This window comes from Nocardia grenadensis NBRC 108939 (assembly GCF_001613445.1).
GTDB lineage: Bacteria > Actinomycetota > Actinomycetes > Mycobacteriales > Mycobacteriaceae > Nocardia > Nocardia grenadensis.
Window position 1 is genome coordinate 106,679 of sequence record NZ_BDCJ01000018.1, and the last position, 26,456, is coordinate 133,134.

The window sequence follows — 26,456 nt, forward strand, 5'->3', positions numbered from 1 at the left end:
AGTGATGACAATCACATTGCCCGCAGGTTTATCCGCGCTGTCAGACATTGAAGTACTTCGCCTCCGGGTGCAAGAGAACGAACGCGTCCGTGGACTGCTCGGGATGCAGCTGCAGTTCCTCCGACAGCGTCACCCCGAGTCGCCCGGCGTCGAGTAGATCCACCAGTTTGGCGCGGTCCTCGAGATCCGGGCACGCGCCGTACCCGAACGAGTACCGGGCGCCGCGATAACCGAGCGAGAAGTAGTCGACGATATCGGCCGGATCGGAATCGGCGATCGCATGCCCCTCCAGGGTGAGTTCCTCGCGGATACGCCGATGCCAGTACTCGGCGAGCGCCTCGGTGAGCTGCACCCCGATGCCGTGCACCTCCAGATAGTCGCGGTAGTTGTTGTCGGCGAAGAGCCGGTTGGCGTAATCGGCGATCGGCTGACCCATGGTGACCAGCTGGAACGGCAGGACGTCCACCTGCCCGGTCTCGCGGGCACGCTCGCGCGAGCGGAGGAAATCGGCGACGCACAGGAACCGGTCCCGCTGCTGGCGCGGGAAGGTGAACCGGTGCCGCTGCGGCGCATCGGGTTCCGGTTCGGTGAGCACCACGACATCGTCGCCCTCGGACACCGCCGGGAAATAGCCGTACACCACCGCGGCGTGCTGAAGCACTCCCGCGGTACTGAGCTCGTCGAGCCAGGCCCGCAGGCGGGGCCGGCCGTCGGATTCCACCAGTTCCTCGTAGCTGGGGCCGTCGCCGCCGCGCTGGCCGCGCAGCCCCCACTGGCCGAGGAACAGCGCTCGTTCGTCCAGCAACCCGGAATACTCGTGCACCGGGAGACCTTTGATCACCCGGGTGCCCCAGAACGGCGGCACCGGGACCGGCAGATCGGCGGCCACATCCGATCGGTCGGGCACCTCGACCGGTGTCTCGGTCGCCCGCCGCTGTTCGGCGATCCGGCGTGAGCGCTGGTGCCGCGCTTTGCGTTCGGCCGCCTTCTCGCGCGCGGCCACCGCCTCCGGACTGTCCGGATCGGGACCTTCACCGCGCTTCTGCGACATGATCTCGTCCATCAGCCGCAGGCCCTCGAAGGCGTCGCGGGCGTAGTGCACCTCGCCCTCGTAGACGTCGGTGAGGTCGTTCTCCACATACGACCGGGTGAGCGCGGCACCGCCCAGCAGCACCGGGAACTGGTCGGCGACCCCGCGGGAGTTGAGCTCCTCCAAGTTCTCCTTCATCACCACGGTGGATTTCACGAGCAGCCCGGACATGCCGATCACATCGGCCTTCTTGTCCAGGGCGGCGTCGAGGATGGTCGCGATGGGCTGTTTGATGCCGAGGTTCACCACCTCGTAGCCGTTGTTGGACAGGATGATGTCCACCAGGTTCTTGCCGATATCGTGCACATCGCCCTTGACCGTGGCGAGGACGACGCGCCCCTTACCGCTGTCGTCGGTGGCCTCCATATGCGGTTCCAGGTGGGCGACCGCGCCTTTCATGACCTCGGCCGACTGCAGCACGAACGGCAGCTGCATCTGCCCGGACCCGAACAGCTCGCCGACGGTTTTCATCCCCGACAGCAGGGTCTCGTTGATGATCTTCAGCGGCGGCACTTCCCGCATGGCCTCGTCGAGATCGGCTTCCATCCCGGCCCGCTCACCGTCGACGATGCGCCGTTCGAGTCGGTCGAACAGCGGTAGCGCGGCCAATTCGTCGGCCCGCGAGGCGCGGGAGTCGGCCGTGGACACACCTTCGAACAACTGCATGAGTTTCTGCAGCGGGTCGTAGCCCTCACGACGCCGGTCGTAGACCAGGTCCAGAGCCGTCTCCCGCTGCTCGTCCGGAATCCGGCTCATCGGCAGGATCTTCGAGGCGTGCACGATGGCGCTGTCCAGGCCGGCCTGCACGCATTCGTGCATGAACACCGAGTTCAGCACCTGGCGCGCGGCGGGATTGAGCCCGAAGGAGATATTGGACAGACCCAGCGTGGTCTGCACATCGGGGTGCCGGCGTTTGAGTTCCCGGATGGCCTCGACGGTCTCCAGGCCGTCGCGACGCGACTCCTCCTGTCCGGTGCCCAGGGTGAAGGTTAGGGTGTCGATGATGATGTCGCTCTCGCGCAGACCCCAGTTGCCGGTGATATCGGTGATGAGTCGTTCGGCGATGGCGACCTTGTGCTCGGCGGTGCGGGCCTGCCCTTCCTCGTCGATGGTCAGCGCGACCACCGCGGCGCCGTGTTCGGCGACCAGGGCCATGGTCTGCTGGAACCGGGAATCCGGGCCGTCGCCGTCCTCGTAGTTCACCGAGTTCACCGCGCAGCGCCCGCCCAGGTGTTCCAGGCCCGCGCGCAGCACCGGCGTCTCGGTGGAGTCGAGCATGATCGGCAGGGTGGAGGCCGTGGCCAGCCGGGATGCCAGTTCCGACATATCGGCGGTTCCGTCGCGGCCCACGTAGTCGACGCAGAGGTCGAGCATATGGGCGCCGTCGCGGGTCTGGTCCTTGGCGATATCCAGGCATTTCGCCCAATCCTGGGCGAGCATCGCCTCCCGGAACGCCTTCGAACCGTTGGCGTTGGTGCGTTCGCCGATCATCAGCACACTCGCGTCCTGCCGGAACGGCACCGCGGTGTACATGCTCGAGATGCTCGGCTCGGGTTCGGGCGTGCGGCGCTGCCCGATCGGCGCCAGCCCGGTCTCGACCTCCCGGACCGCCTCGGCCACCTGGCGGATATGTTCCGGGGTGGTACCGCAGCAGCCCCCGACCAGGGCCAGGCCGTAGTCGGCGACGAACCCGCGCAGCGCGGTGGCCAGTTCCTCCGGGGTCAGCGGGTACTCGGCGCCCTGCGCGCCGAGCACCGGCAGGCCCGCATTGGGCATCACCGACACCGGGATGCGCGCGTGCTGGGACAGGTAGCGCAGATGTTCGCTCATCTCATCCGGGCCGGTGGCGCAGTTGAGGCCGATGAGGTCGATACCGAGCGGTTCGAGCGCGGTCAGCGCCGCGCCGATCTCACTGCCGACCAGCATGGTGCCGGTGGTCTCCACCGTGACGTGGGTGATGATCGGGATCCGGCGACCGGCCCGCTCCATGGCGCGGTGGGTACCGGTGATGGCGGCCTTGACCTGGAGCAGGTCCTGACAGGTCTCGATCAGCACCGCGTCGGCGCCGCCGTCGAGCATGCCGAGCGCGGCCTCGGTGTAGGCGTCGCGCAGGTCCGCGTACGGCGCGTGGCCGAGCGTAGGCAGTTTGGTCCCGGGCCCCATGGAGCCCAGCACGTACCGCGGCACGCCGTCGGGATCCGGCCCCATCTCGTCGGCGACCTCGCGGGCCAGCCGGGTCCCCTTCTCCGAGAGATCCCGAACCCGGTCGGCGATCCCGTAGTCGCCCAGATTGGGCAGGTTGCAGCCGAAGGTATTGGTCTCCACGGCATCGGCGCCGGCCTCGAAATAGGCACGATGGATATGCCGCAGCACCTCGGGTCGGGTGTCGTTGAGGATCTCGTTGCAGCCCTCCAGCCCGCGGAAATCGTCGAGCGTGAGATCCACGGCCTGCAGCATCGTGCCCATCGCGCCGTCACCGATCACGACACGCCTGGTAAGAGTGTCGAGCAATGTGGTATCGAACTCGGCGGAGCGGGAGGCAGACATGGATTCCAGACTAGTGTGCGCCTCCGTCACGGTGTCGCCCTCCTTCCTGCCCTGTGCGGGCGACCACAACCGGCGACGCCGCCGACAGGCGCGGCGGGACCGATACTGCGCGCCGGTGGCGCCCTGCCCCGTAGGCTGGCAGGGGTGAGCTCGAGTGAATCTCCGGTGGATCGGGAACTGCCCGCACTGCGCGACCCCGTGCTCGTTGCGGCCTTCGAAGGCTGGAACGACGCTGGTGACGCCGCCAGCGGCGCGGTGGAGCATCTGGAGTTGATCTGGGATGCGCGGCCGCTGGCCGAACTCGATTCCGAGGACTATTACGACTACCAGGTGAACCGGCCGATGGTCCGGCAGGTGGAGGGCGTCACCCGGGAGATCGTCTGGCCGGCGACCGTCCTGTCGGTGTGCTCCCCGCCCGGCAGCGATCGCGATGTGGTGCTCTTACGCGGGATCGAACCGAATATGCGGTGGCGGCGCTTCTGCGCGGATCTGCTGGAGTTCATCGATCAGCTCGGCGTGCAGACCGTGGTGATCCTCGGGGCGCTGCTCGCCGATACCCCGCACACCCGGCCGGTGCCGGTCACGGGTTCGGCCTACAGCAAGGAGGCGGCCGAGCAGTTCGGCCTGGAACAGACCCGCTACGAGGGGCCCACCGGTATCACCGGGGTGCTCCAGGACCAGTGCGTGAAGGCCGGGGTCCCGGCGGTGTCGTTCTGGGCCGCGGTGCCGCATTACGTGTCGCAGCCGCCGAACCCGAAGGCGACGATCGCGCTGCTGCACCGGGTCGAGGACGTCCTCGATATCGAGGTGCCGCTGCGGGAGCTGCCCCAGCAGGCCGAGGAGTGGGAGTCGACGGTGAACGAGATGACCGTCGCGGACGACGAGATCGCCGAGTACGTGCATTCGCTGGAGGAGCGCGGCGACGCCGCGATCGATGTCAACGAGGTGATGGCCAAGATCGACGGCGACGCCCTGGCCGCCGAATTCGAGAAGTACCTGCGCAGACGAGGACCCGGCGGCTTCGGGCGCTGAGGGGGTACGCCGGGCCACCGGGTCCTCGGTTCAGCCGGCCACCGACCAGATACGGGCGGCGGCATCACTGGCCAGTTTCGCGATGAGCAGTTCGCGTGGAATCGTCTGGCCGGTGAGGTGATCGAGCGAGGGAACCACCACGTGATGGGCGTCCGCCCGCTGGAGCTCCCGGGTCAGTTCGGCGAACGCCGTCCCGTCACCGGGACGTGATTCGCGGAACGTCGCGGCGAAGCACAGTCCCCGGGCCTCGGCCAGCTCACGTAGCGCGGCCTCCATATCGTCACCGTCGCCCGCGGCCAGATCGTCGCGTAAATACCCGTATACCAACGCTTCCACCCGAACCTCCTGAATCCTTCCCCACACGGGGGCGGGGAACCATTTCCTGCTCCGGGATCACCTCCCCGCATTCGCGGGGGTGTTGCTTGAACCGGTACGGAGCCGGTCCGATTCGAGCATGACCCATGCGCGACAACGACAGAAGAGGTCATGCGGGGGACATCTGGATGCCCTCTGGGGTCCACGGAAAGTTTGCTGGTGCAATACTGGCCGCGTGACTGCTGCTGAAGATCGTCCGCTGTGGGCCGTCCGGATGCGCTCGGAACGCGATGCGCGTGGGTGGTCACAGGCGGACGCCGTCCGTGCCCTGCGCGCCAAGTCGTCCCATAATCTCCCGACCGACAGCACCCTTCTACGCAATTGGCGGCGTTGGGAATCCGGCGAATCACGACCCGACGACTTCTACGCGCCCCTCATCGCGTCCGCCTTCGATTCGGTGGCCGCAGCGTTCTTCCCGAAGGCCCGGCCGAGCCGCGACGACGAATTGCTCACCGCCACCGGAATGGACACGCTCGAATTCATGGGACGCCTTCGGATGTCCGATATTTCGACGGCCACCCTGGACGCGGTGCGGATCACCGCACAGCGGCTGTGCTGTGACTACGCCTCCACCGATCCGCACGAACTCCATCTCGAGGCCGCGGGCTGGCTGCGCCGGATCGCCGCGCTGCTCGACAGCCGGCTCACCCTGGCCCAGCACAAGGAGGTCCTGGAACTGGCCGGCTGGGTGGCTTTGTTGCTCGGCTGTCTCGAATACGATCTCGGCCGGCGCAGCAGCGCCGAGGCCACCCGGCGGGCGGCCCGGTCGCTGGGGCAGGAGGCCGGACACGCCGAGATCATCGGCTGGAGTTCGGAACTCGCCGCCTGGTTCGCGCTGACCCAGGGCAATCATCGCGGGGTGATCCAGGCGGCCGAGGCGGTCCCGGCGGAATGCGCGGTCAGCGGGGTCGGTGTCCAGCTGGCCGCCCAGCGGGCCAAGGCCTGGGCGCGGCTGGGCGATCGCGCGGCCGTGGACGCGGCCCTGGCCGAGGGCCGCACCCTGCTGAACCGGCTCGGCCACCCCGACGATCTCGAGAATCATTTCGTCGTGGACCCGCAGAAGTTCGACTTCTACGCCATGGACTGCTCCCGGGTCGTCGGCGACGATGCGCGCGCCGAGATGTACGCGCAGGCGGTGTTGGCCGATTCGGTCGCCCTGGACGGTTCGGTACGCAATCCGATGCGGGTCGCCGAAGCCCACCTCACCCTGGCCGTGGTCGCCGCGCGCGGGCGCGATCTGGAACTGGCCGTGGCATTGGGGCGGCGGGCGTTCGAGGCGAAGCGACGGTCCCTGCCCTCGCTGCTGTGCATCGGCAGCGAGGTAGCGCAGGAACTGGTGGAGAATTTCCCCGGCGATCCGCGGACCCGCGCCTTCCTGGACGAGCTCCGGTCACTGTCGGGCGTCTGAGCTACATCGGCCGCGCCGGAGCGGGGGCGCGTGGGCGGTAAACCGTCGCCCCGCGTGGCCGAGCGGCTCCACGCCCCGGTCGAGGCCGGCGCACCGCGCTGTTTTCCGGAGTGCTGATCAGCACGGATCGCCGGCCGACGCCGCGTCACCGGTGCGCGGCATCGGGAACCCGGGCCGGGCACGCGGCCCCCGGGAGGGTGGCGAGTTCGAAATGCCACCATTCGTTGTCGAAGGTCCGGCACAGCCCCCAGCGGTTGCCGTTGGCCTCCAGCCAGGCAGCACCCTCCCGGGGCGCGATATCGACGGCCCGGCCGGTGACATGGGTGGACTCCTCCGGGGGCAGCACCCAGCGCCGGGTCTCCTCCGGACTCCCGTAGGTGCGCAGGCCTTCTTCCCACATCGCCCGCTGTTCCTCGGGCGAGCGATAACCCGAGTTGATCGTCATCGGCACACCGCGGGCGTGTGCCTCCTGTTCGGCCATGGTGTAGGCCAGGGCCAGCAGCGGGTCCAGGCCTTCGGTACCCGCCGCGGCTACCTCGGTGAGCGGCGGGACCGGGAACGCCGGCGCGGGAGCGGGAGCTGTGGGAGCGGCGGTGGCGGGCGCGGTGCCCAGTACCGGTCCGGCGGCCGTGGCCGCCAGGAGCGCGGCCGTCACAGCGAGGCGGCGGGGCAGGAGGCGCGCAGGGTCGATCATGCCGGGAATCCTATCGGCGCATACCCGCCGCTTCCATAAAAAATCACCCTGAGCTGCATAAATGTAATCCGTAAGCCATTGTCCTGTCACCCGCCGCACGCTCGGGGCCATTCGCGACCACCCCCTGGCATCGAGGAACCACGCGAATGACCACCGACCGATCAGCGCACCGACCGCAACCTCGCGAACATCTCCATCAGCACCTGCGTGAGGTTGAAGACCACCAGGCCCGCGCCCGACTCGAACGCGGCGGCGGCCCGGTGGTCGCTGGAGACGATATCGAGCCGGATCCGCTCGTGATCGGCCACGGCCGCGTGGACCTTCTCGATTTCGGCCAGGACGGCCGGGTCCGCCGGACCGTTGGCGCCCATGGACACCGCGAGATCGGCCGGGCCGACCATCACACCGTCCACCCCGGGGGTAGCCACGATCTCCGGGGCATTGCGGCAGCCCACCGTGGATTCGATCATGGCGATGACCAGCGTTTCCCGCGCGTCGGCGGCGAGGTGGTCGGCCGCGGTCCGCGTCCCGTACCGGCCCGCCCGGCCGTAGGTCGCGAAACCGCGGTCGCCCACCGGTGGGTACCGTGCCGCGTGGACCGCCCCCGCGGCCTGCCCCGCATCGTCGATATGGGGTACCACCACCCCGGCGGCGCCGTGGTCGAGGGCCCGCTGGATCAGCGCCGGTTCCTGCTGCCCCACCCGCACGAGCACATCCATGCCGTGCACCCGGGCGGCGGCGATGTGCTGCCGCAACGGGATAAGGTCGGCGGGGCCGTGCTCGCAGTCGATCAGGACGTAGTCGAATCCGGCGACCCCCGCCATCTCGACGAGTTCCTCCGCCGGCATCCGCACCAGCACACCGAGCAGCCGCTCACCGTCGCGCAGGCGCTGTTTCATCGCCGTCATCAGCGGGCCACCATTCCGGCCGACAGATCGATATCGGCGGCGCACAGACCGGGCATCGCCAGCATCGCCAGCACCGCCCGGGCCACCTCGTCCTCGGTGACCATACGGCCGAGCGCGGCCCGCGAGACAAACGCCTGTTCGGCCTCCTCGTAGCTGGTCCCGATCCGTTCGGCCTCGAGCCGGAAGTTTCGGTGCATCCGGGCGCTGTCCACCGGACCGGGCGAGAGCGAGTTCACGTTCACCCCCAGCGGCCCGACCTCGGCGGCCAGTGTGGTGGTGAGCCCGATGACCGCCATCTTCGACGCACAGTAGGGCGTGCGCCGGGCCAGGGGCCGCTTGCCGGAGACCGATGCCAGGTTGATCACATCGCCGCGGCCCGCGTCGACCATCGCCGGGACGAAAGCGCGGCACAGCAGGTACACGCCGCGCACATTGACCGCGAAGACGTCGTCCCACTCGTCGGGGTCGATCTCGGTGAGCGGCCCGACCGGGCCCGGTACGCCCGCATTGTTGATCAGGATGGAGACGTCCTCGCCGGCGAGTTCGGTGGCCAGCGCGGTCACCGATTCCGGGGAGGCGACATCGCAGACCGCGGCCCGCATCAACGCGGGATGCCGCGCCACGACCCGGTCCAGTTTGTCCCGGTCCCGCCCGACCGCGATCACCCGCGCGCCCGCGCCGGCCAGCGCCAGCGCGATGGCCGCACCGAGCCCGCTGCCACCACCGGTGACCAGCGCGGTACGGCCGGTGGTCGGGTCAGCCGCCGAGGGGTTCGGCGGAACCGCTCCGTCCTCTTCCCCGGCCGGGGCAGCGATCTCCCCCGTTCCGGCGCCGTCACCCGGGCCCCCGGACGCCGGGCCACCCGCCGCGCCGCGCGGCCCACCGCTCACGAGTTCGCTCCGGCGTAGATGTTCCCGGCCCACGGCAGCTCGGCGCCCGCGTATTTGGCGGCCCGCACATCGCCGGACCGGGCATGCCCCTCGAACAGTTCGACGCGGGCGGCCCGGCCGCATACCTCGCCCAGCCGCGCGCTCGACGCCTGGTCGACGACCTCGGAGTAGGTGACCGTCTTCAGGTACTTCCCGACCCACAGCCCGCCGGTGTAGCGGGCCGAGCCGCGGGTCGGGAGCACATGGTTGGTCCCGATCACCTTGTCACCGTAGGAGACGCAGGTGCCCTCGCCCAGGAACAGGCCACCGTAGTTGGTCATCTTCTCCAGTGCCTCACGCGGTGCGCGGGTCAGCACCTGCACGTGCTCGCTGGCATAGGTGTCGGCGAGCTCGTAGGCCTCGCCCAGGGAGTCGACCACGATGATCTCGCCGTGATCGCGCCAGGCCGGCGCCGCGAAATCGGCGGTCGGCATACCCGGCAGCAGTGTCTCGATATGGTCGAGAACCTGCCGGCCCAGCGTCTCGGAGGTGGTGATCAGTACCGCGGGCGAATCCGGGCCGTGTTCGGCCTGGGAGAGCAGATCGACCGCGACGACGAACGGATCGGCGGCATCATCGGCGATGATCAGGATCTCGGTGGGCCCGGCGAACAGATCGATACCGACCTCGCCGAAGAGTTGCCGTTTGGCCTCGGCGACATAGGCGTTACCCGGTCCGGCGAGCAGATCGACCCGGTCGATGGTCTCGGTACCGCGGGCGAGCGCACCCACGGCCTGGACACCGCCCAGCAGGTAGATCTCGTCGGCCCCGGCCAGATGCATGGCGGCGACGGTCGCGGCCGGGATCTCGCCCCGGATCGGTGGGGTGCAGGCGGCCACGCTCGGCACCCCGGCGACCTTCGCGGTCACGATGGTCATATGGGCCGAGGCGGTGAGCGGGTAGCGGCCGCCGGGCACGTACGCGCCGACCCGGTCGATCGGGATGTGCTTCTGTCCGAGGTGGACACCCGGCAGCGTCTCGACCTCGAAATCGGTGAGCGAATCGCGCTGGTGCTGCGCGAAGGTACGCACCTGCCGCTGGACGAACTCGATGTCCTCGACGACCTGTGCGGGCAGCGAGGCGATGATCTCCTCGATCCGGTCCGGAGAGAGCCGGAACGATTCCGGGCTCCACTTGTCGAACTGCTCGGAATACCTGCGCACCGCGGCGTCGCCGCCGAGCCGGATGTCCTCGAGGATCGCGGCGACGCGTTCGCCCACCTCGGAGCGGTCCTGACGGACTACTTCGGCAGGGACCGGCTTCTTCAGAACTACGGGCATGTCGACTCCTGTCGGATGGTTCGGTACCGAGCGACGGCCGGCAGCCACTCGCTCAGAAGTTCGGAAATTCGGTGCGGCACTTCCCAGGTGCACAGATGACCGGCGCCGGCGATCGTCTCGAAGCGGGATCCGTCGATCGCCGCGGCGATGGCGCGGTGGTATTCGCGGGGGCACAGTGCGTCGTCATCCGCGGAGACGATCAGGGCCGGGCAGTCCACGGCACCCAGGGACGGGACCGAATCGAAACGGTCGGCTTGGGCCCGCAGCTGGCTCTGGAATCGGCTCGGCCCGACGCGCCGGGCCATGGCGACGAAGCGGTCGACCAGTTCGGGCGTGCCGGACAGTTCGCCGAACATGGTGGGCGCGATGAGCTCACGCACCACGGTCTCGAACTCCCCGCGCGTGGTCCGGAAGGCCATATCGTGCCAGGAGCGGTACTGGGTGGCGGTCGGGGCGTGCGGATTCGTCGATATCGCGCAGAATCCGAGGACGCGCTCCGGCGCCCGGCGCAGCACCTCGAACCCGGCGATCGCGCCCAGGCTGAGACCGGCCAGTACGAAAGGCCCGTCCACCGCGCTCAGCACCTGCTCGGCCATACCCGTGAGGGATGGCGCGTCGATGGCACCGGGCACAGTGCGGAAACCGGGCCCGGGGTCCACCTGCTCCCACAGCTGTGCGTCGCACAGCATGCCCGGGACGAATACGACGGGTATATCCGCGGTCATCTCAGCGCTTCCGGCGCGGCACCAGCGCGTACGGCGCGAGGTAACCGTTGTGGTCGAGGGCGTCGCCGGCATCGGCCGCCGCCTTGACGACCTCCTCGTCCCAGGTCAGCCGGACCCGGCCGTCCCCGCTGTTGACCACGAGCATGAGCGCGGTCTGCCCGCCCACATTCCGGATCGACCGGTAGGCGCCGGCCGGGACCGACAGCATGTCCCACTCGCCCAGCCGGACTGTCCGGGCGTCGACGCCACGGTTGAGGGTGACCTCCCATTCGCCGTCCTTGACCATCAGTACCTGGCGTTCCGCATGCCGGTGCGCGGAGACGCCGGCGCCCGGCTCGGCGCGCAGCCATGCGATGTTGTGCCCATGCGGATTGTGGATCCGCGGCACCTGGGTCGCGTCCTCGGTCATGCCGTAGCCGATCACCAGGCCGAGTTCGACCCCGCCGCCGGGGAGCGCGGAATCGAGCAGTGCGCGCCGCGACCATTCGATATCGTCCGGGGTCGCGATCCGTTCCCGCATCTGTTCGGCCGTGAACGGACGCAGCGCCGCGATCTGTTCGTCGCTGACCGGTTCGACCAGTTCGACACCTTCCGGGATCTCGTCCCCGGCGACGGTATCGACGAGTTTGTTGTCGGCGGTGAGGTAGAGGCCGTGCCCCTTGGCCTCCTCGAGGACCGAGGGACCCCAGATGATCCCGCCGGTGTCGTCCATGCCGAGCGCGGTGAACAGGAAGCCGTCGTCGGGGCCGATATTGGTGAAGCCGCGGAAGATCCAGGTCGGGATGGAGGCGATCTCACCTTCCCGGAGCACGAGTTCGCCCTGCTCCCCCTGCGCGCCCCACCGCAGCAGGTACTCGCCCTTGAAGCACAGGAAGACCTCGGCGGTGAAGTGCAGGTGCAGGTTGTTGGTGACCCCGTTGGGCATCGCGGCCGCGCCGATCTGGAAGCCGTGCGGTTCGCGCAGGTTGACCACCTGACCGGCGCTCTGGCTCACGCCGCGCCCGATCATCGAGTAGTTCTCCTTGCGGTCCGAGCCCGGTGTCCGGCAATCGATGAACGCCTGGTTGCAGGACACGAAGTCGGTGCGCCGGATGGTGTACCGGTCCAGATCCTCGGCGGTGACGGTGACTTCGGCAGACATCTGACCTCTTCTCCTCACGGTGGGCGCTCGACACGATCGGGCGGCGCAACCACACGGACGGAAATCGCGAATTCGACAATGATTTATACGTATGCATCGTGCCGGAGCAGGCGCTCGGTGTCAACGCCCGCCAGTCGATCGGCGGCACCATCCGCCCCGTTTTCCCCGATCATGAGGGCTATTCGCCGCCTCGAGACGATCGACGCCCTCCCCGGGAAGCAGACAACAGCAGACCCGCTTACATCGACTAAGATTCGTATTCACACAACCGCACCGGTCGCTTCCACGGCGGCCGCGCACCCGATCAGGGAGATCCATGCCGATCACGAGCCGCGATGTCGCACGACTGGCAGGCGTATCGCAGCCGACCGTCTCGCGCGCGCTGCGCGGCGATCCCCGGGTCGCCGAGGAAACCCGGGCCCGGGTACAGGAGGCGGTGGCCGCCCTGGGCTATGTGCCCAGCGAGGCCGGACGCAGCCTGGTGACCCGCCGGACCAGACGCATCGGCATCGTGGTCAGCGATCTGACCAACCCCTTCTATCCGCATCTGCTCGGCCCGCTGCACGACGAGCTGGAGCAGCACTCCTATCGGATGATGGTGTTCACCGAGCGGTCGGACAATCAGGTCCCGCTCGAACAGCTGGTGGACGGCTCGATCGACGGCGCGGTCCTGCTGACCAGCAATATCGACTCGCTGCTCCCGGGGGAGCTCCTGCGCCGCCGGCTGCCGTTCGTCTTCCTGAACCGCGAGAGCACCCCGCATACCGCCGACGCCGCGGTGGTGGACAACGAGCTCGGCGGGCGCCTGGCGGCGAACCACCTCACCGAGCACGGCCACCGCCGAATCGCCGGAATCTTCGGTCCCGCCGCCACCAGCACCGGACGCGACCGGGAGACCGGGTTCCGCGCCGCGCTCGCCGAGGCGGGCATCGCGTTGCCGAGCGTGTTCACCCGCCGGGGCCCGTTCGAATTCGAGACCGGCTACCGGGCGATGCTGGAACTACTCGATGCCGACCCGCGCCCGACAGCGGTGTTCTGTGGTAACGACGTCATCGCGATCGGGGCGCTCAACGCGGCCCTGGCCAGGGGCGTTAGCATTCCTGGGGACATCGGCATCATCGGCTTCGACAATATTCCGATGGCCGAGTGGGAGGCATTCCGCCTCACCACCGTGGGTCACGACCTCGACGCGATGGCCGCGGCGGCCGCGCGCCTGCTCGTCGAACGTCTCGAAAAAAAGAACAGCGACGACGGCCCGCGCCGCATCGTCATGACGCCGCAGCTCATCGAACGCGCCACCGTTTCCGCCCCGCGCCCGTAACAGCGTCGGCGCTGTTCGCGGTGCCCGACACCGGCCGTCCACGCGCGGATTCAGCGCACCTCGGGCCGGTAGTGCATACGTATCATGACCTCGCCCGACAAGGCCGTCGCTCCCACGATCCGGAAAGCCGGCACAACGGCTAACCAGACCGCTTGTGACCTAGTTAAGCCCACAAGCACGAGGTGACGGGTATGTAAACCTTACCCGGCCGCCCCAGTACGACCCCTTGTCTTTCTCGAATACATACGCATACACTCACCGGACACTGAGAGCCGCGTTACATTGCGCCGCCTCCCCCTCCCTCTCCCCCGTCCTGTGGGATCACAATCCGAAGGAGTTCAGAGTGAAGCCGAGCCGCCCCCACCGGGCCGAGCCACTCGCCGACCCCGGCGCCCCGACCTCCTGTCCGCCGCGATCGCGGGCCCGGCGATGACGGCCACCACCGCGGCCTCCCCCCGCCGCGGACATTCCGCCTGGCGCCGGATCGGCGTGCCGTACGCGCATCTGGCCCCCGCCCTCGTGGCCATCGTCCTCACGACGATCTACCCGCTGGGCGTCGCCCTGGTGAACAGCTTCCGGCACTGGCGGGTGAACGAGACCCGCGAACCCGAGCAGTTCGTGGGATTCGCGCAGTACACCAAGGCGCTGACCGACGATACCTTCCACAACGCGGTGTGGGTGACCGTGCTCTTCACCGTCATGTCGGTGGTGCTGTCGGTCGGGCTGGGCCTGATCATGGCCCTCGTCCTGAACAAGGCGACCCGGTTGAACAGCCTTACCAAGGCGCTGCTCATCCTGCCGTTCGCCATCGCCCCCGCCCTCAAGGGCTATTCCTGGCGCTTCATGTTCAACCCCGACTACGGCGTCTACGACGACATGCTCGACACCCTGCTACCGTTCACCCGGGACATCAACTGGCTCGGTGAACCGTTCTGGGCGCTGGTCGTGGTGACTCTGAGTGAGATCTGGGGCTGGGCGCCGCTCATCGCGCTCATGTTCCTCGGCGGCCTCGGTTCCATCTCACCGGAGATCCGCGATGCCGCGCGTGTCGACGGCGCCAACCCCTGGCAGGAGTTCTGGCGGATCAAGTTCCCGCTGCTGCGGCCGCTGATCCTGATCGTCGTATTCCTCAAGGCCGTATGGTCGGTGAAGATGTTCGACCAGGTCGTCACCACCACGGGCGGCGGTCCGGGCCGGGCCACCGAAACCCTGAACTTCTTCGCCTACGAGCAGGGCTTCACCTTCCTCGATATCGGCTACGCCTCGGCCGTCTCGTGGATCCTGGTCGTCGTGCTGGGCGTGCTCGCCACCGGATACCTGATCCTCATGGGTCGGCAGGAGCAGAAATGACCGACACCCTCGAATCCGTTCCCACCGCCGCCCGGCCGGCCCCGAAGGCGGTCCGCCGCGGTCCCTCGCTACTCGGGCGGGCCGGCAGTCTGCTGCGCCTGCTGGGCACCCTCGTGATCCTGTTCTTCGTGATGTTCCCGATCCTGTGGCTCACGCTCACCGCGTTCAAACCGGATCGTGCGGTCTTCTCCACCTCGATCCTGTTCCGGCCCTCCCTCGACAACTTCCGGGCGATCATCGGCGGCCAGAACGATCTCGTGGGGCCGATGTGGAACAGCGTCATCGTCGCCGTGGTCACCACCGTGATCGCGGTACCGCTGTCCATGCTGGCCGCCTATGGTTTCTCCCGGTACAAATTCCCCGGCGCGAAACCGATCCTGCTGGGCATCGTCGCGACCCAGTTCATCCCGGGTGTCGCGATCGCGCTGCCCTTCCTCACCATGTACCGCGACCTGGGGCTGCTCGACACCCATCTCGCACTGATCGTCACCAACCTGGCCATTGTGGTGCCGTACAACACCTGGTTGCTCAAGGGCTTCGTCGACGGCCTGCCCGTCGAGATCGAGGAGGCCGGCCGACTCGACGGCTGCGGCCAGCTCGCCCTGCTGTGGCGCGTGGTGACGCCGCTGGCCGCACCGGGCATCTTCGTCGGCGTGGTGTTCTCGTTCCTGCTGTCCTGGAACGAATTCCTCTTCCCGACCTTCCTGGCCCGCAGCAACGCGGTCACCCTCCCGGTCTCGCTGATGACGCTGGACCAGCCCGACGGTGTGCTGTGGGGCCAGATGGCGGCGGCCGGCCTGCTGGTGATGGTGCCGATGATCGTCCTGGCGACACTGGTGCGTAAGCACTTCGCGCAGGGCATGACCTTAGGAGCAGTCAAGTGAGGGCGCTGTCCGGACGACCGGAACACAAGAGACGGGGACGCGGTGTCCTGGCCTTGGTCTTCGCGACCGTGCTGGCCGTTCTGGCCGGGGGTTGTACGAGCGCCCCGGAGACCAAGAGCCTGATGGACCAGGTCGCGACGGCAGCCGTAGGGCCGGACGGCCTGCTCGACGGCAAACCCTACGACGGCACCACGATCCGCCTGCTCACCTGCTGTGCCACCGTGCCGCAGTTCGCCGCGCTGCACCAGCGCACCGCGGAGTTCACCGAGCGCACCGGTATCGAGGTCGAATGGTCGAATATCCCCTACGCGGCCTACCTGCAGAAGATCGTGGCCGAGAGCGCCATCGGTGGCGGCACCTACGACGCGCTCATCTGGCCGGACGCCTGGGGCCCGTCGCTGAAGATCGGGGTCCAGCCGCTGAACGAGGTGATGGCCGCCCACGGGGTGACCATGGACGATTTCTCCGGGCCGTTCAAGGAGGCCGCGTCCGCCGGTGATCCGGAGACAACCTACGGGATGCCGCTGCGCGGTTTCTCCTACAACCTCTTCTACCGCAAGGACATCTACGCGAAGCTGGGCCTGGAACCGCCCACGACGTGGGCGGAATACTATCGCCAGCTGGAGACGATCAAGCGGGCCACCCCGGAATATCCGGTGGCCGGTCAGTTCAACCGACGCAACGGCCAGAACCTGAACACCTGGCTGGCCATGCTGTGGAGCAACGGCGCGGAACTTCTCGACGAGAACGGCGACGCGGCATTCGACACCCCGGCAGGAGTAGCCGCGACCGAGAAGTACCTGGAGTCGTTCCGCGCGGGCTACAGCCCGCCGGAATCGTCGAACTGGAGCGAGCTGGAATCCACCAAAGCCTTCCAGAACGGCGATGCAGCCACCGTATTCACCTGGTCCTGGCATATGGAGGATTTCGTCAACCCGACGAAAGCGGCCCCCGAGTTGGCCGGCAATGTGGGCGTAGCACCGATGCCGGGCTTCCCCGGCCACGAGGCGCAGAGCTACGCCTACACCTGGCTGGCCGGCGTCATGAACACGTCGAACAACCAGGGCGCGGCCTGGGAGTACGTGAAGTGGATGACTGACGCGGCGACCGAACGCGCTATCGCGCTGGACAAATCGTCGCCGGCGACGAGCACCGGGATCACCATGCACGATTCGAACATGCTCGATCCCGAGGTCAACGCGGCCAACAACGACCTGCCCCGGCGACAATACGAAGCGCTGCAGTCCGCCCGCGCCATACCGATGAACCTGGATTGGCCCCGGATCATGGATGTGCTGGCCGTGGCCGTCAGCAATATGGCCAACGGCGACGATGTGCGCGAGCAACTCACCGACGCGGCACGCCGAATCGACGATCTCGACTGAGCGAGCGCCCTCGCTTCCACACGAAAGCCGAATGTATGACTTTGAAAGACAGTGCCTTCCTGCCCTATACCGATCCGGAGGAGTTCATCGTCGAGTGGACCGACCGCATCTGGGTGCAGCGCGGGGTCGGACTGATCAGGCAGAATTACGCCCCCGACGCGATCGTGCACGGCGCCTACGGCACCGGGGTCGGCGTGGAACCCGTGGTCGCCTCCACCCTGGCCAAGATCAGCGCCTTCCCGGACCGGGTGGGCCAGGCCGAGGACGTGGTGTGGGAAGCCCGCGGTGACGACGCGTTCCTCAGTTCGCATCGCATCTTCAGCAGCGGCACGAACTCCAAGCACACCGTCTACGGACCGCCCACCCATCGCCGGTTCTCACACCGGACCATCGCGAACTGCCTCTATCGCAACGGAGTGATGGAGGAGGAGTGGGTGATCCGCGACGAACTCGCCGTGGCCCAGGACCTCGGCCTGGATCCGTTCGAGGTGGCGCGCACCCTCGCCTTCCGCGGTTTCACCGGTTCGGCCGCTCGCGAGAAAGCGGTGCAACCCCTCACCGCCGGCGATTCGGGCGCCCGCCCCGATACCCACCGCGACGAATGCGCCTTCGTCCTGGACATGTTCGACACCGTGCCGGGCCAGGCCATGTTCCACCGGATCGACGAGTATATCGCCCGCGATATCACCTGCCACACGGTCGGCAACCGCACGCTCACCCGGCCGCGGAACTACCAGGAATCGTGGATGGACCTGCTCGCGCCCTTCCCCGATGCCCGGATCGAGGTGCGCGACATCGTGGCCAATGATTCGGCGCCGCACGGCGGGCTGCGGGTAGGTGTCGTCTGGTGGCTCACCGGTACCTACTCGGGACTGCCGGTTCTCGGCCCGGCCACCGGGTCCCGGGTCGAAATTCTCGGGTCCTCGCAGTTCCGGCTGCGCGAGGGCCGCATCGTCGAGGAGTGGCGGGTCTACGACCAACTCGCCGTCCTGGCCCAGCTCGCCCGCGCCCGCGGCGACGAACCCACCGCGGCGGCGGCCGCCGCCTCCGCTCCGGAAAGGCAGTGACATGGCAGAAGTCAGTTACCAGAAGGCGACCCGCCGCTACGCCGGGTCCGACAGCGCCGCCGTCGACCGCCTGGACCTGGATATCGCCGACGGCGAATTCCTGGTGCTGGTCGGACCGTCCGGCTCGGGTAAGACCACCGCGCTGCGCATGCTGGCCGGGCTCGAGGACGTCGACGACGGGTCGATCTCCATCGGCGACCGCGATGTCACCTTCGTCCAGCCGAAGGAACGCGATATCGCCATGGTGTTCCAGTCCTACGCGCTGTACCCGCATATGACCGTCGGCGACAATATGGGCTTCGCCCTGAAGCTCCAGGGCGTACCGAAGGACACCATCCGGCAGAAGGTCGCCGATGCGGCGAAGATGCTGGACCTCGCCCCGTTCCTCGATCGCAAGCCCAAGGCGCTCTCCGGCGGGCAGCGCCAGCGCGTGGCGATGGGCCGGGCGATCGTCCGCGATCCGGCGGTGTTCCTGATGGACGAGCCGCTGTCGAATCTCGATGCCAAACTGCGCGTGGAGACCCGCGCCAATATCGCCTCGCTGCAGCAGCGGCTGGCCACCACCACGGTCTACGTCACCCACGATCAGGTCGAGGCCATGACGATGGGCCACCGGGTGGCGGTGCTGAAAGACGGTGTGCTGCAACAGGTGGCGACCCCGCGCGAACTGTACGACCGTCCGGCCAATGCCTTCGTGGCGGGTTTCATGGGCTCGCCCGGCATGAACCTCACGACCTTGAGCGTATGCGCCGACGGAGTCGAGATCGGCGATTGCACCGTCCCGGTGGCGCGGTCGGCGGTCGCGGATCTGCGCGAGATCGTGTGCGGGATCCGGCCGGAGACACTGCGGTTGATCGGCGAAGAAGACGAGGGCTTCGCACTCACCGTGGAACTGGTCGAGGAGCTGGGCGCGGATGCGTATGTCTACGGCACCGTGCTGAGCCCGTCCGGACCGCATCGGGTGAATGTCCGGGTCGACGGCCGGACCCCGCCACGAATCGGGCAGACGGTGCGCGTCGGTGTCCGCAACCATGAGGAAGTGCATCTGTTCCATCCGGATACGGGCGCTCGCCTGGCGGCCTGAGCTGCCCCTTCACCGTGCGCCGGCCGGGCTCCGCCCCGGCCGGCGCATTGTGCTGTCCGCGCCCGGCACGGCTTCCGGCGCGTCGGCGCAGTTCCCGGATATCCTTCCCACATCGCCGCAACCGGCACTTCCCTGGCGATGAATACGTATGTACCCTAGGTCTCATGCCACTCGATCCGATTGCCTATCAGCCCTACGCCGACCCTGACGACTTCATCCGCGAGGTCACCGATCACATCTGGATCGAGCGCGCGATCGGCCATATCAACGACAACTACGAACCGGATTCGATCGTGCACGGCGTGTACGGCACCTCCACCACCGCACGCGAGGTGATCGAGGGAACACTCATGCGGATCTCGACCACCCCGAACCGGGTGGGCCAGGCCGAGGACATCGTCTGGGAGGCCCGCGGCGACGACGCGTTCCTCAGCTCGCATCTGGTGCTCGGTACCGACCTGGAGAACATCGAATACCGCAGCCGCAATATCGCCAACTGCCTCTACCGCCGCGGCCGGATGGTCGAGGAATGGGTCGTGCGCGACGCGCTGTCGGTGGCGCGCCAACTCGGCCAGGACCCCGACGAACTCGCCCGCCGGCAGGCATTCCGCGGCTTCAGCGGTTCCATGGCCGGCCCCGCCCCCGCCGATGTGATCACCGAAGGCGGGAGCGGTCCGCGGCCGGACGATTTCCGGCCCGAGGTCGAAATGGTGCTCGAGTTCATCGACTCGGTCTGGAACAAGCGCGAACTGGAACGGGTCGAGCAGTTCTGGATCCGCGACCTGTGGCTGAACACCATCGACGATCGCACCATCGCCCGCCCCGAGGGCTATCGGCGCGCACTGCTGCGTATGCTGCGGCCCTTCCCGGGCGGCACCTTCGACATCCGGGATGTCGCGGCCAACGACTCACCCCGCTACGGCGGCCTGCGCATCGCGGTGACCTGGAAGTTCACCGGAAAGTACGACGGGATCGCCGATTACGGCCCGCTCACCGGCTCACCGGTCGAGATCATCGGCATCTCCCAGTTCCTGGTCCAGTCCGGCAAGATCGTCAAGGAGACCCGGATCTACGACGATATCGCCACCCGGTCCCAGATCTACGCCCGTCGCGGCGACGAACCGTATGTGAGCCAGAACATCTACTGATCGCCGTCCGGGTCGCCGCCGGGCGCGGCGGCGACCCGATTGCGCAGCAGCATCTGCTGCGCCATCCGCGCCAGCTCTCGCGTCGCCGGCGACAGCACCCCCGATTCCCGCTGGACCAGCGCGATGGTGTCGTACAGCGGCGGCGCGAAACTCACCACCCGCACCTCGGGCGGGCAGGCGGAACTGGTCGCGACGGCGCGCGAGATGATCGTGTCCCCGATCCCCCGCCGCACCAGCCCGAGCGCCGATTCCACCTGTTCCACCTCGATCAGCGGTTCGATCCGGTGACCCGCGAGCTGAGCCCGTTCGGCCAGTTGGCGGCGGGTCGGTTCCTTCCATCCGTAGTGGGCGTCGTAGAGGACCACCGTGGCGTGGGCGAACTGGTCGATGGTGACAGCGCTCGCCACGCGCTCCGGTACGACGGAGGCGTAGAGCACCTCGTCCCGGACCAGCGGGGTCACCCGCAGCCCGTCGGCATCGATGGGCAGTACCACCAGGCCGGCTTCCAGCCGCCCCTCGGCGACCTCCGCCGCGACCTCGACCGAGTTCATCCCCACCAGCCGGATCCGTACCTCCGGGAATCGGCGATGGAACTCCTCGGCCAGATCGGACAGCAGATAGTACGAGGCATTGCGGAGCACGCCGAAGGTGGCCACACCGCCGGTCAGCGACCGCACCGATTTCAGCGCCGCCACCCCGCTGTCGGCCGCGGCCAGCGAGTGTTCGGCATGCGGCAGCAGCGCGACCCCGGCGGCGGTGAGGACAAGTTTGCGGCCGCCGCGGACGAACAGGATTGTCCCGTATTCGTCCTCGAGGGTCCGGACCAGTTCGGAGACCGAGGCCTGGGCGATACCGAGCGATTTGGCGGCGGCGGTGAACGTCCCGGTCCGGGCCGTGACGAGAAACGCGCGCAGTTGCCGGAGAGTCACAGGATGATCCTATGCCAAGAACAGCAACTACCCCGGTTGTCCGGGGCCGAGCTGGTTTCTAGGTTCGAATTCGTGACCCTCTCGCCCTGGCAGACCCACAGCGTCGCCGACCTCCGCCGGCTCCTGACGGACGGAACCGTGACCAGCGCGGAGATCACCCGAACGTATCTGGATCGGATCGACCGCTGCGACGGCGCCGGATCTCCGCCGCCGAACTCCATCGTCGATATCGACCGGGCGGCGGTCGAGCATGCGCGCGCCCGGGACCGCGAACGTGCCGCGGGCCGGGTTCGCGGCCCGCTGCACGGCATCCCGTTCGTGGTGAAAACCAATATCGCCGCGGTCGGCCTGCCGGCGACGGCAGGCAATCACGGGCTCGCTGCCTACCGCCCCCGCATCGATGCCGCCGTGGTCCGCGAACTCCGCGCCGCCGGGGCCGTCGTCCTCGCCTCCGCGAACATGTCGGAATTCGCCTGGCACGGGACATTCACCGAAAGCTCCGTCCGCGGTGTCACCGCCAATATCTTCGACCCCGCTCGCAGCGCGGGCGGGTCGAGCGGCGGGAGCGCGGTGGCGGTGGCCGCGGGTTTCGCGCCGATCTCCCTCGGCACCGATTCCTGCGGCTCGGTGGTGGGACCGGCGGTGCACGCCGGACTCGTCGGTTTCCGGCCGTCCGGTGGCGCGGTCGGCCGCAGCGGCGTCATCCCGCTGTCCCCGTCCCAGGATGTCGTCGGACCGATCGGCCGGACCGTGCGCGATATCGCGGAATTCGCCGACGCGATGACGGGCGGCCGGCATTCCTGGCTCGCCGGAGCGGCGGAAACCGATCTCACGGAACTCACCGCCGCCTACCTGACCTGGCCTTTCGAGACACCCTCCGGTCGCTCCGCGCCGCGCGGCCGCGACGACCGATCCGCCCGATTACGGATGCTCGCCGACCAGACGATCGACACACTCACACACGAATTCCGGCTGCGCCGCGCCGAGTTGCCGGAGCTGGACGCCGCTTTCGCCCGTGATGTGCTCACCGATAGCGGGTGGACGGACGCACGGCATTCGATCGACCGGTTCCTCGAACGGACCCCGGCCCGATACGAGCCGGCCGCCGACGTCCGGCCGGGATCCCGCCCCACCTTCGCCGATCTGCTCACCACGACGGCCCTCGACCGGGACACGGTCGCGGCGTGGCTGGCGGCGCCGCCGATACCGAACCCGGCCCACGACGCGGCCCTGGCGAAACAGCGCGCCGGGCGCCGAGCACTCACCGAACTGCTCACCCGCCGCGGCGTCGATGTACTCATCTATCCCACGGCCCCCGATATCGCACACCCCGGCTGGGCCGGGACCGCCGCGGCCGGAATCGCCTCGAACACCGGCGCGCCCTCGGTGCAGGTGCCCATCGGCGAGGTCGCGGGTTTCCCGGTCGGTCTGACGGTGACCGCGGCACCCGGCCGGGACACCCGCGCGCTGGCGGTCGCCGCGGCCCTGGAGGCGGTCGCGCCGAACGCGGTACGACCGCCCGGAATCGGAACTTGAGGCCGTACCGTTCACGGAGGTCCCGAGAGGCGAGCGGTACGGTGTCGGACGGGGGGTGCCCGGCCGTCGGCCGCCCGCGACCGTCGCGGTTTCCGACCGGCGCGGAGGCGCGGGGCGGGGCAACCCTCCGCCACGAGCGGGGTGACATGTGGGGGGCGACCGCGGCGCTGCCTACCTCGGTGGCGATCGGAGTGGATGGCGGCCGCGGCGGACGAGTTTCCCGGTACCGGCGCCCTGATCTCTCACCCGCAGCGGGTGAGGAACCGGCGTGCGACCGGCCCTAGGGTCGGTCCGGAAGCGTGCGCACCCTCGACGAAGGAGCCGGAGATGGCCGGTACGTTGACCGTCTGGAAGTTCCCCACCGCCACCGGCGCCGATACCGCCGTATCGGCATTGGGCGATCTGCAACGCCGGGAGTTGATCACCGTGCAGGAGCCGCGGTGGTGAGCTGGCCGGCGGACGCGAAGAAGCCCAAGACCCGTCAGTTGCACAGCCTGGCCGGGCTCGGTGCGCTGGGCGGCGCGTTCTGGGGCCTGCTGTTCGGGCTGTTGTTCTTCATCGCGCTCATCGGTGCCGCGATGGGTGCGGGTCTGAGCGCGATGTCGGGGTCGCTGGCCGATATCGGTATCGACGACGACTTCATCAAAGAGGTGCGCGACAAGCTGACCCCCGGTACCTCGGCGCTGTTCGCGTTGACCTCCGATGCCACGGTGGACCGCGTGCACGAGGCGTTCCACGGCCAGTCGGCGGAGTTGGTCTCCACCAACCTGTCCCATGAGCAGGAAGCCAAGCTGCGCGAGGTCTTCGCCGACTGATCTCCGGCTCCCGCCCCGCAGGAGTGCCTGTGAACACTCATCCACCGATTACCGGGCACGGGATCGTGGGCGATCGGCGGACCGCGGCGCCGGTGTCCTCGGCCGGGACGCTCCGATGAGGGATTCCGACCTGACCACTGTGCTGCACGGGCCGCTGTTCTCCCGCCGGATCCCACTGGACCGCGATAACGCCGCCAGCCGGATCAGCGCCTACATCTACGGCAACATTCTCGTGCTCACCGCCCTCGTCCCCGTGGCCACCGCCGAGAAACATCTCGGCATCCTCATCGTGGCCGGCACCGCCGTCTCCACCTTCCTGGCGCACAGTTTCGCCGAAACGGTCGCCCGCACCGTCCGCGAACAACACACCACCACCGTCGCCGACCGGGTCCGCGCCCTCCGCAATTCGGTACCGATCCTCACCTCCGCGGTCCTGCCCTGTGCCGTCCTCGCCGCCGGCCGGCTGGGCTGGCTGCAACCCCGGACCGCACAGGTTCTCGCCGAAGTGATCATCCTCGTGCGTATCGGCGGGATTGTCTTCGTCATCGGCAGACTCCGCGGCCGGCGTCCCACCCGTGCCACCGCGATCACCGCGCTGCTGCTCACCCTCGCCGCCGCCCTCGTCGTGATCGTCAAGATCGCGCTGACCCATTGAGGCCGCCCCACGCGACCCGCCGACACCGCGGCCCATGGGCTTACCTCGGCGCCGGAGGCGATCCCGGCGCACCCGGTCGCGTCGCCACGGATCGGGACGTGGGCCTGCTCCTCCTGCTCGCCGGCGGCGTTCCGGGATCAGCGCGTGGAACACCTCGGCTCCCTGGTGTCGTACTCGGCGGCGGTCACGGGGAGCGCATCGAGCCGGGCCGATGGACACAGGCAGTCTGTAACCATGAACAGCAGTGACCTCGCCCGTATCCTGCACGAGGTTCTTCGCGCCGTCACCCGCGGCGAACCGGATGTCACCACACTGGCGACCTCGCTGACCGAACTGGGACTCGATACCGGGACGGTCGGCGATATCGTCGACCACGCACGTCGCGACCGGGCCGAGGTCACCCGCCTGCGCCGCCGTGAACAGGAGCTCACCGCGCTGTTCTCCAGCGCCCGTGATCTGGCCGAGGAGCGTGATATCGACGCGCTGCTGGCCAGGTTGGTGGCGCGCGCCCACGAGATGATGGGCACCGACGTGACCTATCTGTCGGAATTCGACACCACCACCCGCGACCTGCATGTCCGCAAGACGATGGGGGCGGTGACCCCGCAATTCCAGGACCTGCATGTCCCCGCCGGAACGGGACTGGCGAGCCGGATCGCCGAGACCCGGGCAGCGCAGTGGGTGCCGCGGTACAGCGAGTACGCGGACGGCACCCACGAGCACACCATCGACGATGCCGTCTTCGCCGAGGGGATCATCTCCATCCTCGGCGTGCCCATGCTCTCCGACGGGACCGTGCTCGGCGTGCTCTTCGCCGCGACCCGGCAGGAACACCAGTTCACCCCCGACGAGATCGCGCTGCTCTCGGCGCTGGCCGACCACGCCTCGGTGGTGTTGCAGACCGCGAACATCCTCACGCAACTCCGGGAGTCGCAGGACCGCACTCGCGGCGCCCTGGATAAATTGACCGCGCACCTGGAAGCACGCGATCGGTCGAGCGCGGTCCACCAGGAACTCGTCCACGCCGTCCTCTCCGGCGGTGGCTTCACACAGGTCGCGCGCACCTTGGCGGCGGCGCTGGACCGGCGGGTGACGATCATCGACGCCGATTCCTTCTCGCTCGCCGCCTCCGCGGCCGCGGACCAGGAGCATACGGCGGTGAGTCTGGCCCCGGATGTGCGTGCCGCGATCTCGCTGAGTCGTGCGAGCGGGCACTGCCGGACCGTCGCGAACAACAGATCGGTCGAGGCGGTCGCCGCCGTCACCGCCGGTGAACTCCACTTCGGAGCCCTGCTGCTCAGCCCGGGCAGCGTGGAACTGGGTCCGGTGGAGCGACGCACGATCGAACGGGCGGCTCAGGTCGCCGCTCTACTGGCCCTGCAACAGCGGGCGGTCACCGACGCATACCGCCGTGAGCGCGGCGAACTCATCGCCGACCTGCTGCATTCCTCGCCAGAGCGGCGTCGCGGCATGGACCAGCGGGCGCGCAACCACCGCCTGACGTTGTCCGAACTGCGTACGCTGCTCATCGTCGATGTGCCGCCGGCCCGGCGGACCGGGGCCGAACGCGCCGTCGCGGGTTTTCTCGGCCGCGGCGGGTTGGTGGGTGAGCACGCGGCCACCATCACCGTCATCGCATCGGCTGCCGATCCGATAGCCTTGGCGAACGATCTGCGCAGGCATCTCATCGGCGCACTCGGGGCTCCGGTGCTGGTCGTGGCCTCGCCGCGGGCCGCCACGCCCGACGAACTCCCGGACCTGTTCCGCACAGCGCAACAGACAGTGCGACTGCTGGCCGGGCTGGGCATCGACGACCGCGCGGTCGCCACCGACGCCTACGCCCCGTACACCGTCCTGTTCGGCGCCAACCCGCAAGCCCTGCAGTCCTTCCTCGATCTCACCATCGGGCCGGTCGTCGACTACGACGCCCGGCACGGCACCGATCTGCTCACCACACTGCGTACCTTCGTGCGGCACGAGGCAAGCCCGACGAAGACCGCGCGAGCGCTGAACTACCACCCCAATACGATCCTGCAACGCCTCGAACGTCTCAAAGCCCTGCTCGGAGCGGATTGGCGCCAGGACGAACACCTGTTCCGTATCTCGCTCGCCACTCGGCTGGACGAGTTGCGTCCGGTATCCCGAGCATGAAC

General features: G+C 68.5%; 22 protein-coding genes. 13 read left to right on the top strand and 9 right to left on the bottom strand.

Translation table 11 applies throughout. The annotated features are described in order from the left end of the window. Positions 1-40: 40 nt before the first annotated feature. On the bottom strand, positions 41-3,637 hold the full coding sequence (metH, locus tag NGR01S_RS19290; protein WP_063038753.1) for a methionine synthase: 3,597 nt from the start codon (positions 3,635-3,637) through the stop codon (positions 41-43). Positions 3,638-3,781: 144 nt separating this feature from the next. Between metH and NGR01S_RS19295 the strand changes: the two genes are divergently transcribed. Next, the gene (locus tag NGR01S_RS19295) at positions 3,782-4,669 is read left to right on the top strand and encodes a PAC2 family protein (RefSeq protein ID WP_030521346.1); all 888 of its coding nucleotides are present in this window, start codon (positions 3,782-3,784) and stop codon (positions 4,667-4,669) included. A 30-nt stretch (positions 4,670-4,699) separates the two neighbouring features. On the opposite strand, the gene NGR01S_RS19300 is transcribed toward NGR01S_RS19295, so the two are convergent. Next, positions 4,700-5,005 (bottom strand): hypothetical protein, encoded by a 306-nt coding sequence (locus NGR01S_RS19300; protein ID WP_063038755.1) that lies wholly within the window; start codon positions 5,003-5,005, stop codon positions 4,700-4,702. Positions 5,006-5,219: 214 nt separating this feature from the next. Here NGR01S_RS19300 and NGR01S_RS19305 point away from each other — a divergent pair, with 214 nt between their 5' ends. Continuing rightward, entirely contained in the window at positions 5,220-6,452 is a 1,233-nt protein-coding gene (locus tag NGR01S_RS19305) for an XRE family transcriptional regulator (protein ID WP_245664671.1), read from the top strand. 145 nt (positions 6,453-6,597) lie between these two features. Here NGR01S_RS19305 and NGR01S_RS19310 read toward each other — a convergent pair whose 3' ends face one another. The 6 genes from NGR01S_RS19310 to NGR01S_RS19335 form a co-directional block, all read right to left on the bottom strand. Further along, a complete protein-coding gene (locus NGR01S_RS19310; protein ID WP_063038757.1) occupies positions 6,598-7,146 on the bottom strand; it encodes a M15 family metallopeptidase in 549 nt (182 codons plus the stop codon). A gap of 161 nt (positions 7,147-7,307) precedes the next feature. Then, positions 7,308-8,054, bottom strand: coding sequence for an HpcH/HpaI aldolase family protein (locus NGR01S_RS19315; RefSeq protein WP_063038759.1), 747 nt, complete (start codon positions 8,052-8,054; stop codon positions 7,308-7,310). After that, positions 8,054-8,788, bottom strand: coding sequence for an SDR family NAD(P)-dependent oxidoreductase (locus NGR01S_RS19320; protein ID WP_063038990.1), 735 nt, complete (start codon positions 8,786-8,788; stop codon positions 8,054-8,056). The genes NGR01S_RS19315 and NGR01S_RS19320 overlap by 1 nt, the downstream gene beginning before the upstream one ends. 152 nt (positions 8,789-8,940) lie before the next feature. Then, on the bottom strand, positions 8,941-10,263 hold the full coding sequence (gene hisD, locus NGR01S_RS19325) for a histidinol dehydrogenase (RefSeq protein WP_063038761.1): 1,323 nt from the start codon (positions 10,261-10,263) through the stop codon (positions 8,941-8,943). Then, positions 10,254-10,988: an alpha/beta fold hydrolase gene (locus tag NGR01S_RS19330; RefSeq protein WP_063038762.1), complete on the bottom strand. Its 735-nt coding sequence runs from the start codon at positions 10,986-10,988 to the stop codon at positions 10,254-10,256. The genes hisD and NGR01S_RS19330 overlap by 10 nt, the downstream gene beginning before the upstream one ends. A gap of 1 nt (position 10,989) precedes the next feature. Continuing rightward, entirely contained in the window at positions 10,990-12,129 is a 1,140-nt protein-coding gene (locus NGR01S_RS19335; RefSeq protein WP_063038765.1) for a cupin domain-containing protein, read from the bottom strand. Positions 12,130-12,445: 316 nt separating this feature from the next. Between NGR01S_RS19335 and NGR01S_RS19340 the strand changes: the two genes are divergently transcribed. The 7 genes from NGR01S_RS19340 to NGR01S_RS19370 all read left to right on the top strand — a co-directional run bounded on the left by NGR01S_RS19340 (position 12,446) and on the right by NGR01S_RS19370 (position 20,368). After that, positions 12,446-13,450 (top strand): LacI family DNA-binding transcriptional regulator, encoded by a 1,005-nt coding sequence (locus NGR01S_RS19340; RefSeq protein WP_063038767.1) that lies wholly within the window; start codon positions 12,446-12,448, stop codon positions 13,448-13,450. Positions 13,451-13,879: 429 nt separating this feature from the next. Then, positions 13,880-14,800, top strand: a complete 921-nt coding sequence (locus NGR01S_RS19345) for a carbohydrate ABC transporter permease (RefSeq protein ID WP_063038769.1) — start codon at positions 13,880-13,882, stop codon at positions 14,798-14,800. After that, positions 14,797-15,684 carry a carbohydrate ABC transporter permease gene (locus tag NGR01S_RS19350; RefSeq protein WP_063038771.1) on the top strand — a complete coding sequence of 296 codons (888 nt, stop codon included), beginning with the start codon at positions 14,797-14,799 and terminating at the stop codon, positions 15,682-15,684. Before NGR01S_RS19345 ends, NGR01S_RS19350 begins: the two co-directional genes overlap by 4 nt. Then, positions 15,681-17,069: an ABC transporter substrate-binding protein gene (locus NGR01S_RS19355; RefSeq protein ID WP_157107338.1), complete on the top strand. Its 1,389-nt coding sequence runs from the start codon at positions 15,681-15,683 to the stop codon at positions 17,067-17,069. The genes NGR01S_RS19350 and NGR01S_RS19355 overlap by 4 nt, the downstream gene beginning before the upstream one ends. 35 nt (positions 17,070-17,104) lie before the next feature. Continuing rightward, the gene (locus NGR01S_RS19360; RefSeq protein ID WP_063038774.1) at positions 17,105-18,136 is read left to right on the top strand and encodes an ester cyclase; all 1,032 of its coding nucleotides are present in this window, start codon (positions 17,105-17,107) and stop codon (positions 18,134-18,136) included. Between the two features lies 1 nt (position 18,137). Further along, on the top strand, positions 18,138-19,220 hold the full coding sequence (locus NGR01S_RS19365) for an ABC transporter ATP-binding protein (RefSeq protein ID WP_063038777.1): 1,083 nt from the start codon (positions 18,138-18,140) through the stop codon (positions 19,218-19,220). Positions 19,221-19,384: 164 nt separating this feature from the next. Then, positions 19,385-20,368, top strand: a complete 984-nt coding sequence (locus NGR01S_RS19370; RefSeq protein WP_063038779.1) for an ester cyclase — start codon at positions 19,385-19,387, stop codon at positions 20,366-20,368. Here NGR01S_RS19370 and NGR01S_RS19375 read toward each other — a convergent pair. Then, the gene (locus NGR01S_RS19375) at positions 20,362-21,297 is read right to left on the bottom strand and encodes a LysR family transcriptional regulator (protein ID WP_063038781.1); all 936 of its coding nucleotides are present in this window, start codon (positions 21,295-21,297) and stop codon (positions 20,362-20,364) included. The two genes, NGR01S_RS19370 and NGR01S_RS19375, sit on opposite strands and share 7 nt — an antisense overlap. A 3-nt stretch (positions 21,298-21,300) precedes the next feature. On the opposite strand from NGR01S_RS19375, the gene NGR01S_RS19380 reads away from it, so the two are divergent. From NGR01S_RS19380 to NGR01S_RS19395, 4 genes are all read left to right on the top strand, one after another. After that, positions 21,301-22,833 (top strand): amidase, encoded by a 1,533-nt coding sequence (locus NGR01S_RS19380; RefSeq protein ID WP_084481419.1) that lies wholly within the window; start codon positions 21,301-21,303, stop codon positions 22,831-22,833. A gap of 443 nt (positions 22,834-23,276) precedes the next feature. Further along, positions 23,277-23,648 carry a DUF1269 domain-containing protein gene (locus NGR01S_RS19385; RefSeq protein WP_218020797.1) on the top strand — a complete coding sequence of 124 codons (372 nt, stop codon included), beginning with the start codon at positions 23,277-23,279 and terminating at the stop codon, positions 23,646-23,648. Between the two features lie 115 nt (positions 23,649-23,763). Beyond that, positions 23,764-24,303 carry a hypothetical protein gene (locus NGR01S_RS19390; RefSeq protein ID WP_063038785.1) on the top strand — a complete coding sequence of 180 codons (540 nt, stop codon included), beginning with the start codon at positions 23,764-23,766 and terminating at the stop codon, positions 24,301-24,303. Between the two features lie 234 nt (positions 24,304-24,537). Then, positions 24,538-26,454, top strand: a complete 1,917-nt coding sequence (locus tag NGR01S_RS19395; protein ID WP_063038787.1) for a helix-turn-helix domain-containing protein — start codon at positions 24,538-24,540, stop codon at positions 26,452-26,454. The last annotated feature ends 2 nt before the right edge of the window (positions 26,455-26,456 follow it).

Excerpts from the sequence above, each read along its gene's own strand:
- NGR01S_RS19395 (WP_063038787.1), top strand. The coding sequence starts at position 24,538 with ATGAACAGCAGTGACCTCGCCCGTATCCTGCACGAGGTTCTTCGCGCC.
- NGR01S_RS19350 (WP_063038771.1), top strand. The coding sequence starts at position 14,797 with ATGACCGACACCCTCGAATCCGTTCCCACCGCCGCCCGGCCGGCCCCG.
- NGR01S_RS19360 (WP_063038774.1), top strand. The coding sequence starts at position 17,105 with ATGACTTTGAAAGACAGTGCCTTCCTGCCCTATACCGATCCGGAGGAG.
- NGR01S_RS19310 (WP_063038757.1), bottom strand. The coding sequence starts at position 7,146 with ATGATCGACCCTGCGCGCCTCCTGCCCCGCCGCCTCGCTGTGACGGCC.
- NGR01S_RS19340 (WP_063038767.1), top strand. The coding sequence starts at position 12,446 with ATGCCGATCACGAGCCGCGATGTCGCACGACTGGCAGGCGTATCGCAG.
- NGR01S_RS19380 (WP_084481419.1), top strand. The coding sequence starts at position 21,301 with ATGATCCTATGCCAAGAACAGCAACTACCCCGGTTGTCCGGGGCCGAG.
- NGR01S_RS19345 (WP_063038769.1), top strand. The coding sequence starts at position 13,880 with ATGACGGCCACCACCGCGGCCTCCCCCCGCCGCGGACATTCCGCCTGG.
- NGR01S_RS19370 (WP_063038779.1), top strand. The coding sequence starts at position 19,385 with ATGCCACTCGATCCGATTGCCTATCAGCCCTACGCCGACCCTGACGAC.
- NGR01S_RS19390 (WP_063038785.1), top strand. The coding sequence starts at position 23,764 with ATGAGGGATTCCGACCTGACCACTGTGCTGCACGGGCCGCTGTTCTCC.
- NGR01S_RS19315 (WP_063038759.1), bottom strand. The coding sequence starts at position 8,054 with ATGACGGCGATGAAACAGCGCCTGCGCGACGGTGAGCGGCTGCTCGGT.
- hisD (WP_063038761.1), bottom strand. The coding sequence starts at position 10,263 with ATGCCCGTAGTTCTGAAGAAGCCGGTCCCTGCCGAAGTAGTCCGTCAG.
- NGR01S_RS19330 (WP_063038762.1), bottom strand. The coding sequence starts at position 10,988 with ATGACCGCGGATATACCCGTCGTATTCGTCCCGGGCATGCTGTGCGAC.
- NGR01S_RS19365 (WP_063038777.1), top strand. The coding sequence starts at position 18,138 with ATGGCAGAAGTCAGTTACCAGAAGGCGACCCGCCGCTACGCCGGGTCC.
- metH (WP_063038753.1), bottom strand. The coding sequence starts at position 3,637 with ATGTCTGCCTCCCGCTCCGCCGAGTTCGATACCACATTGCTCGACACT.
- NGR01S_RS19335 (WP_063038765.1), bottom strand. The coding sequence starts at position 12,129 with ATGTCTGCCGAAGTCACCGTCACCGCCGAGGATCTGGACCGGTACACC.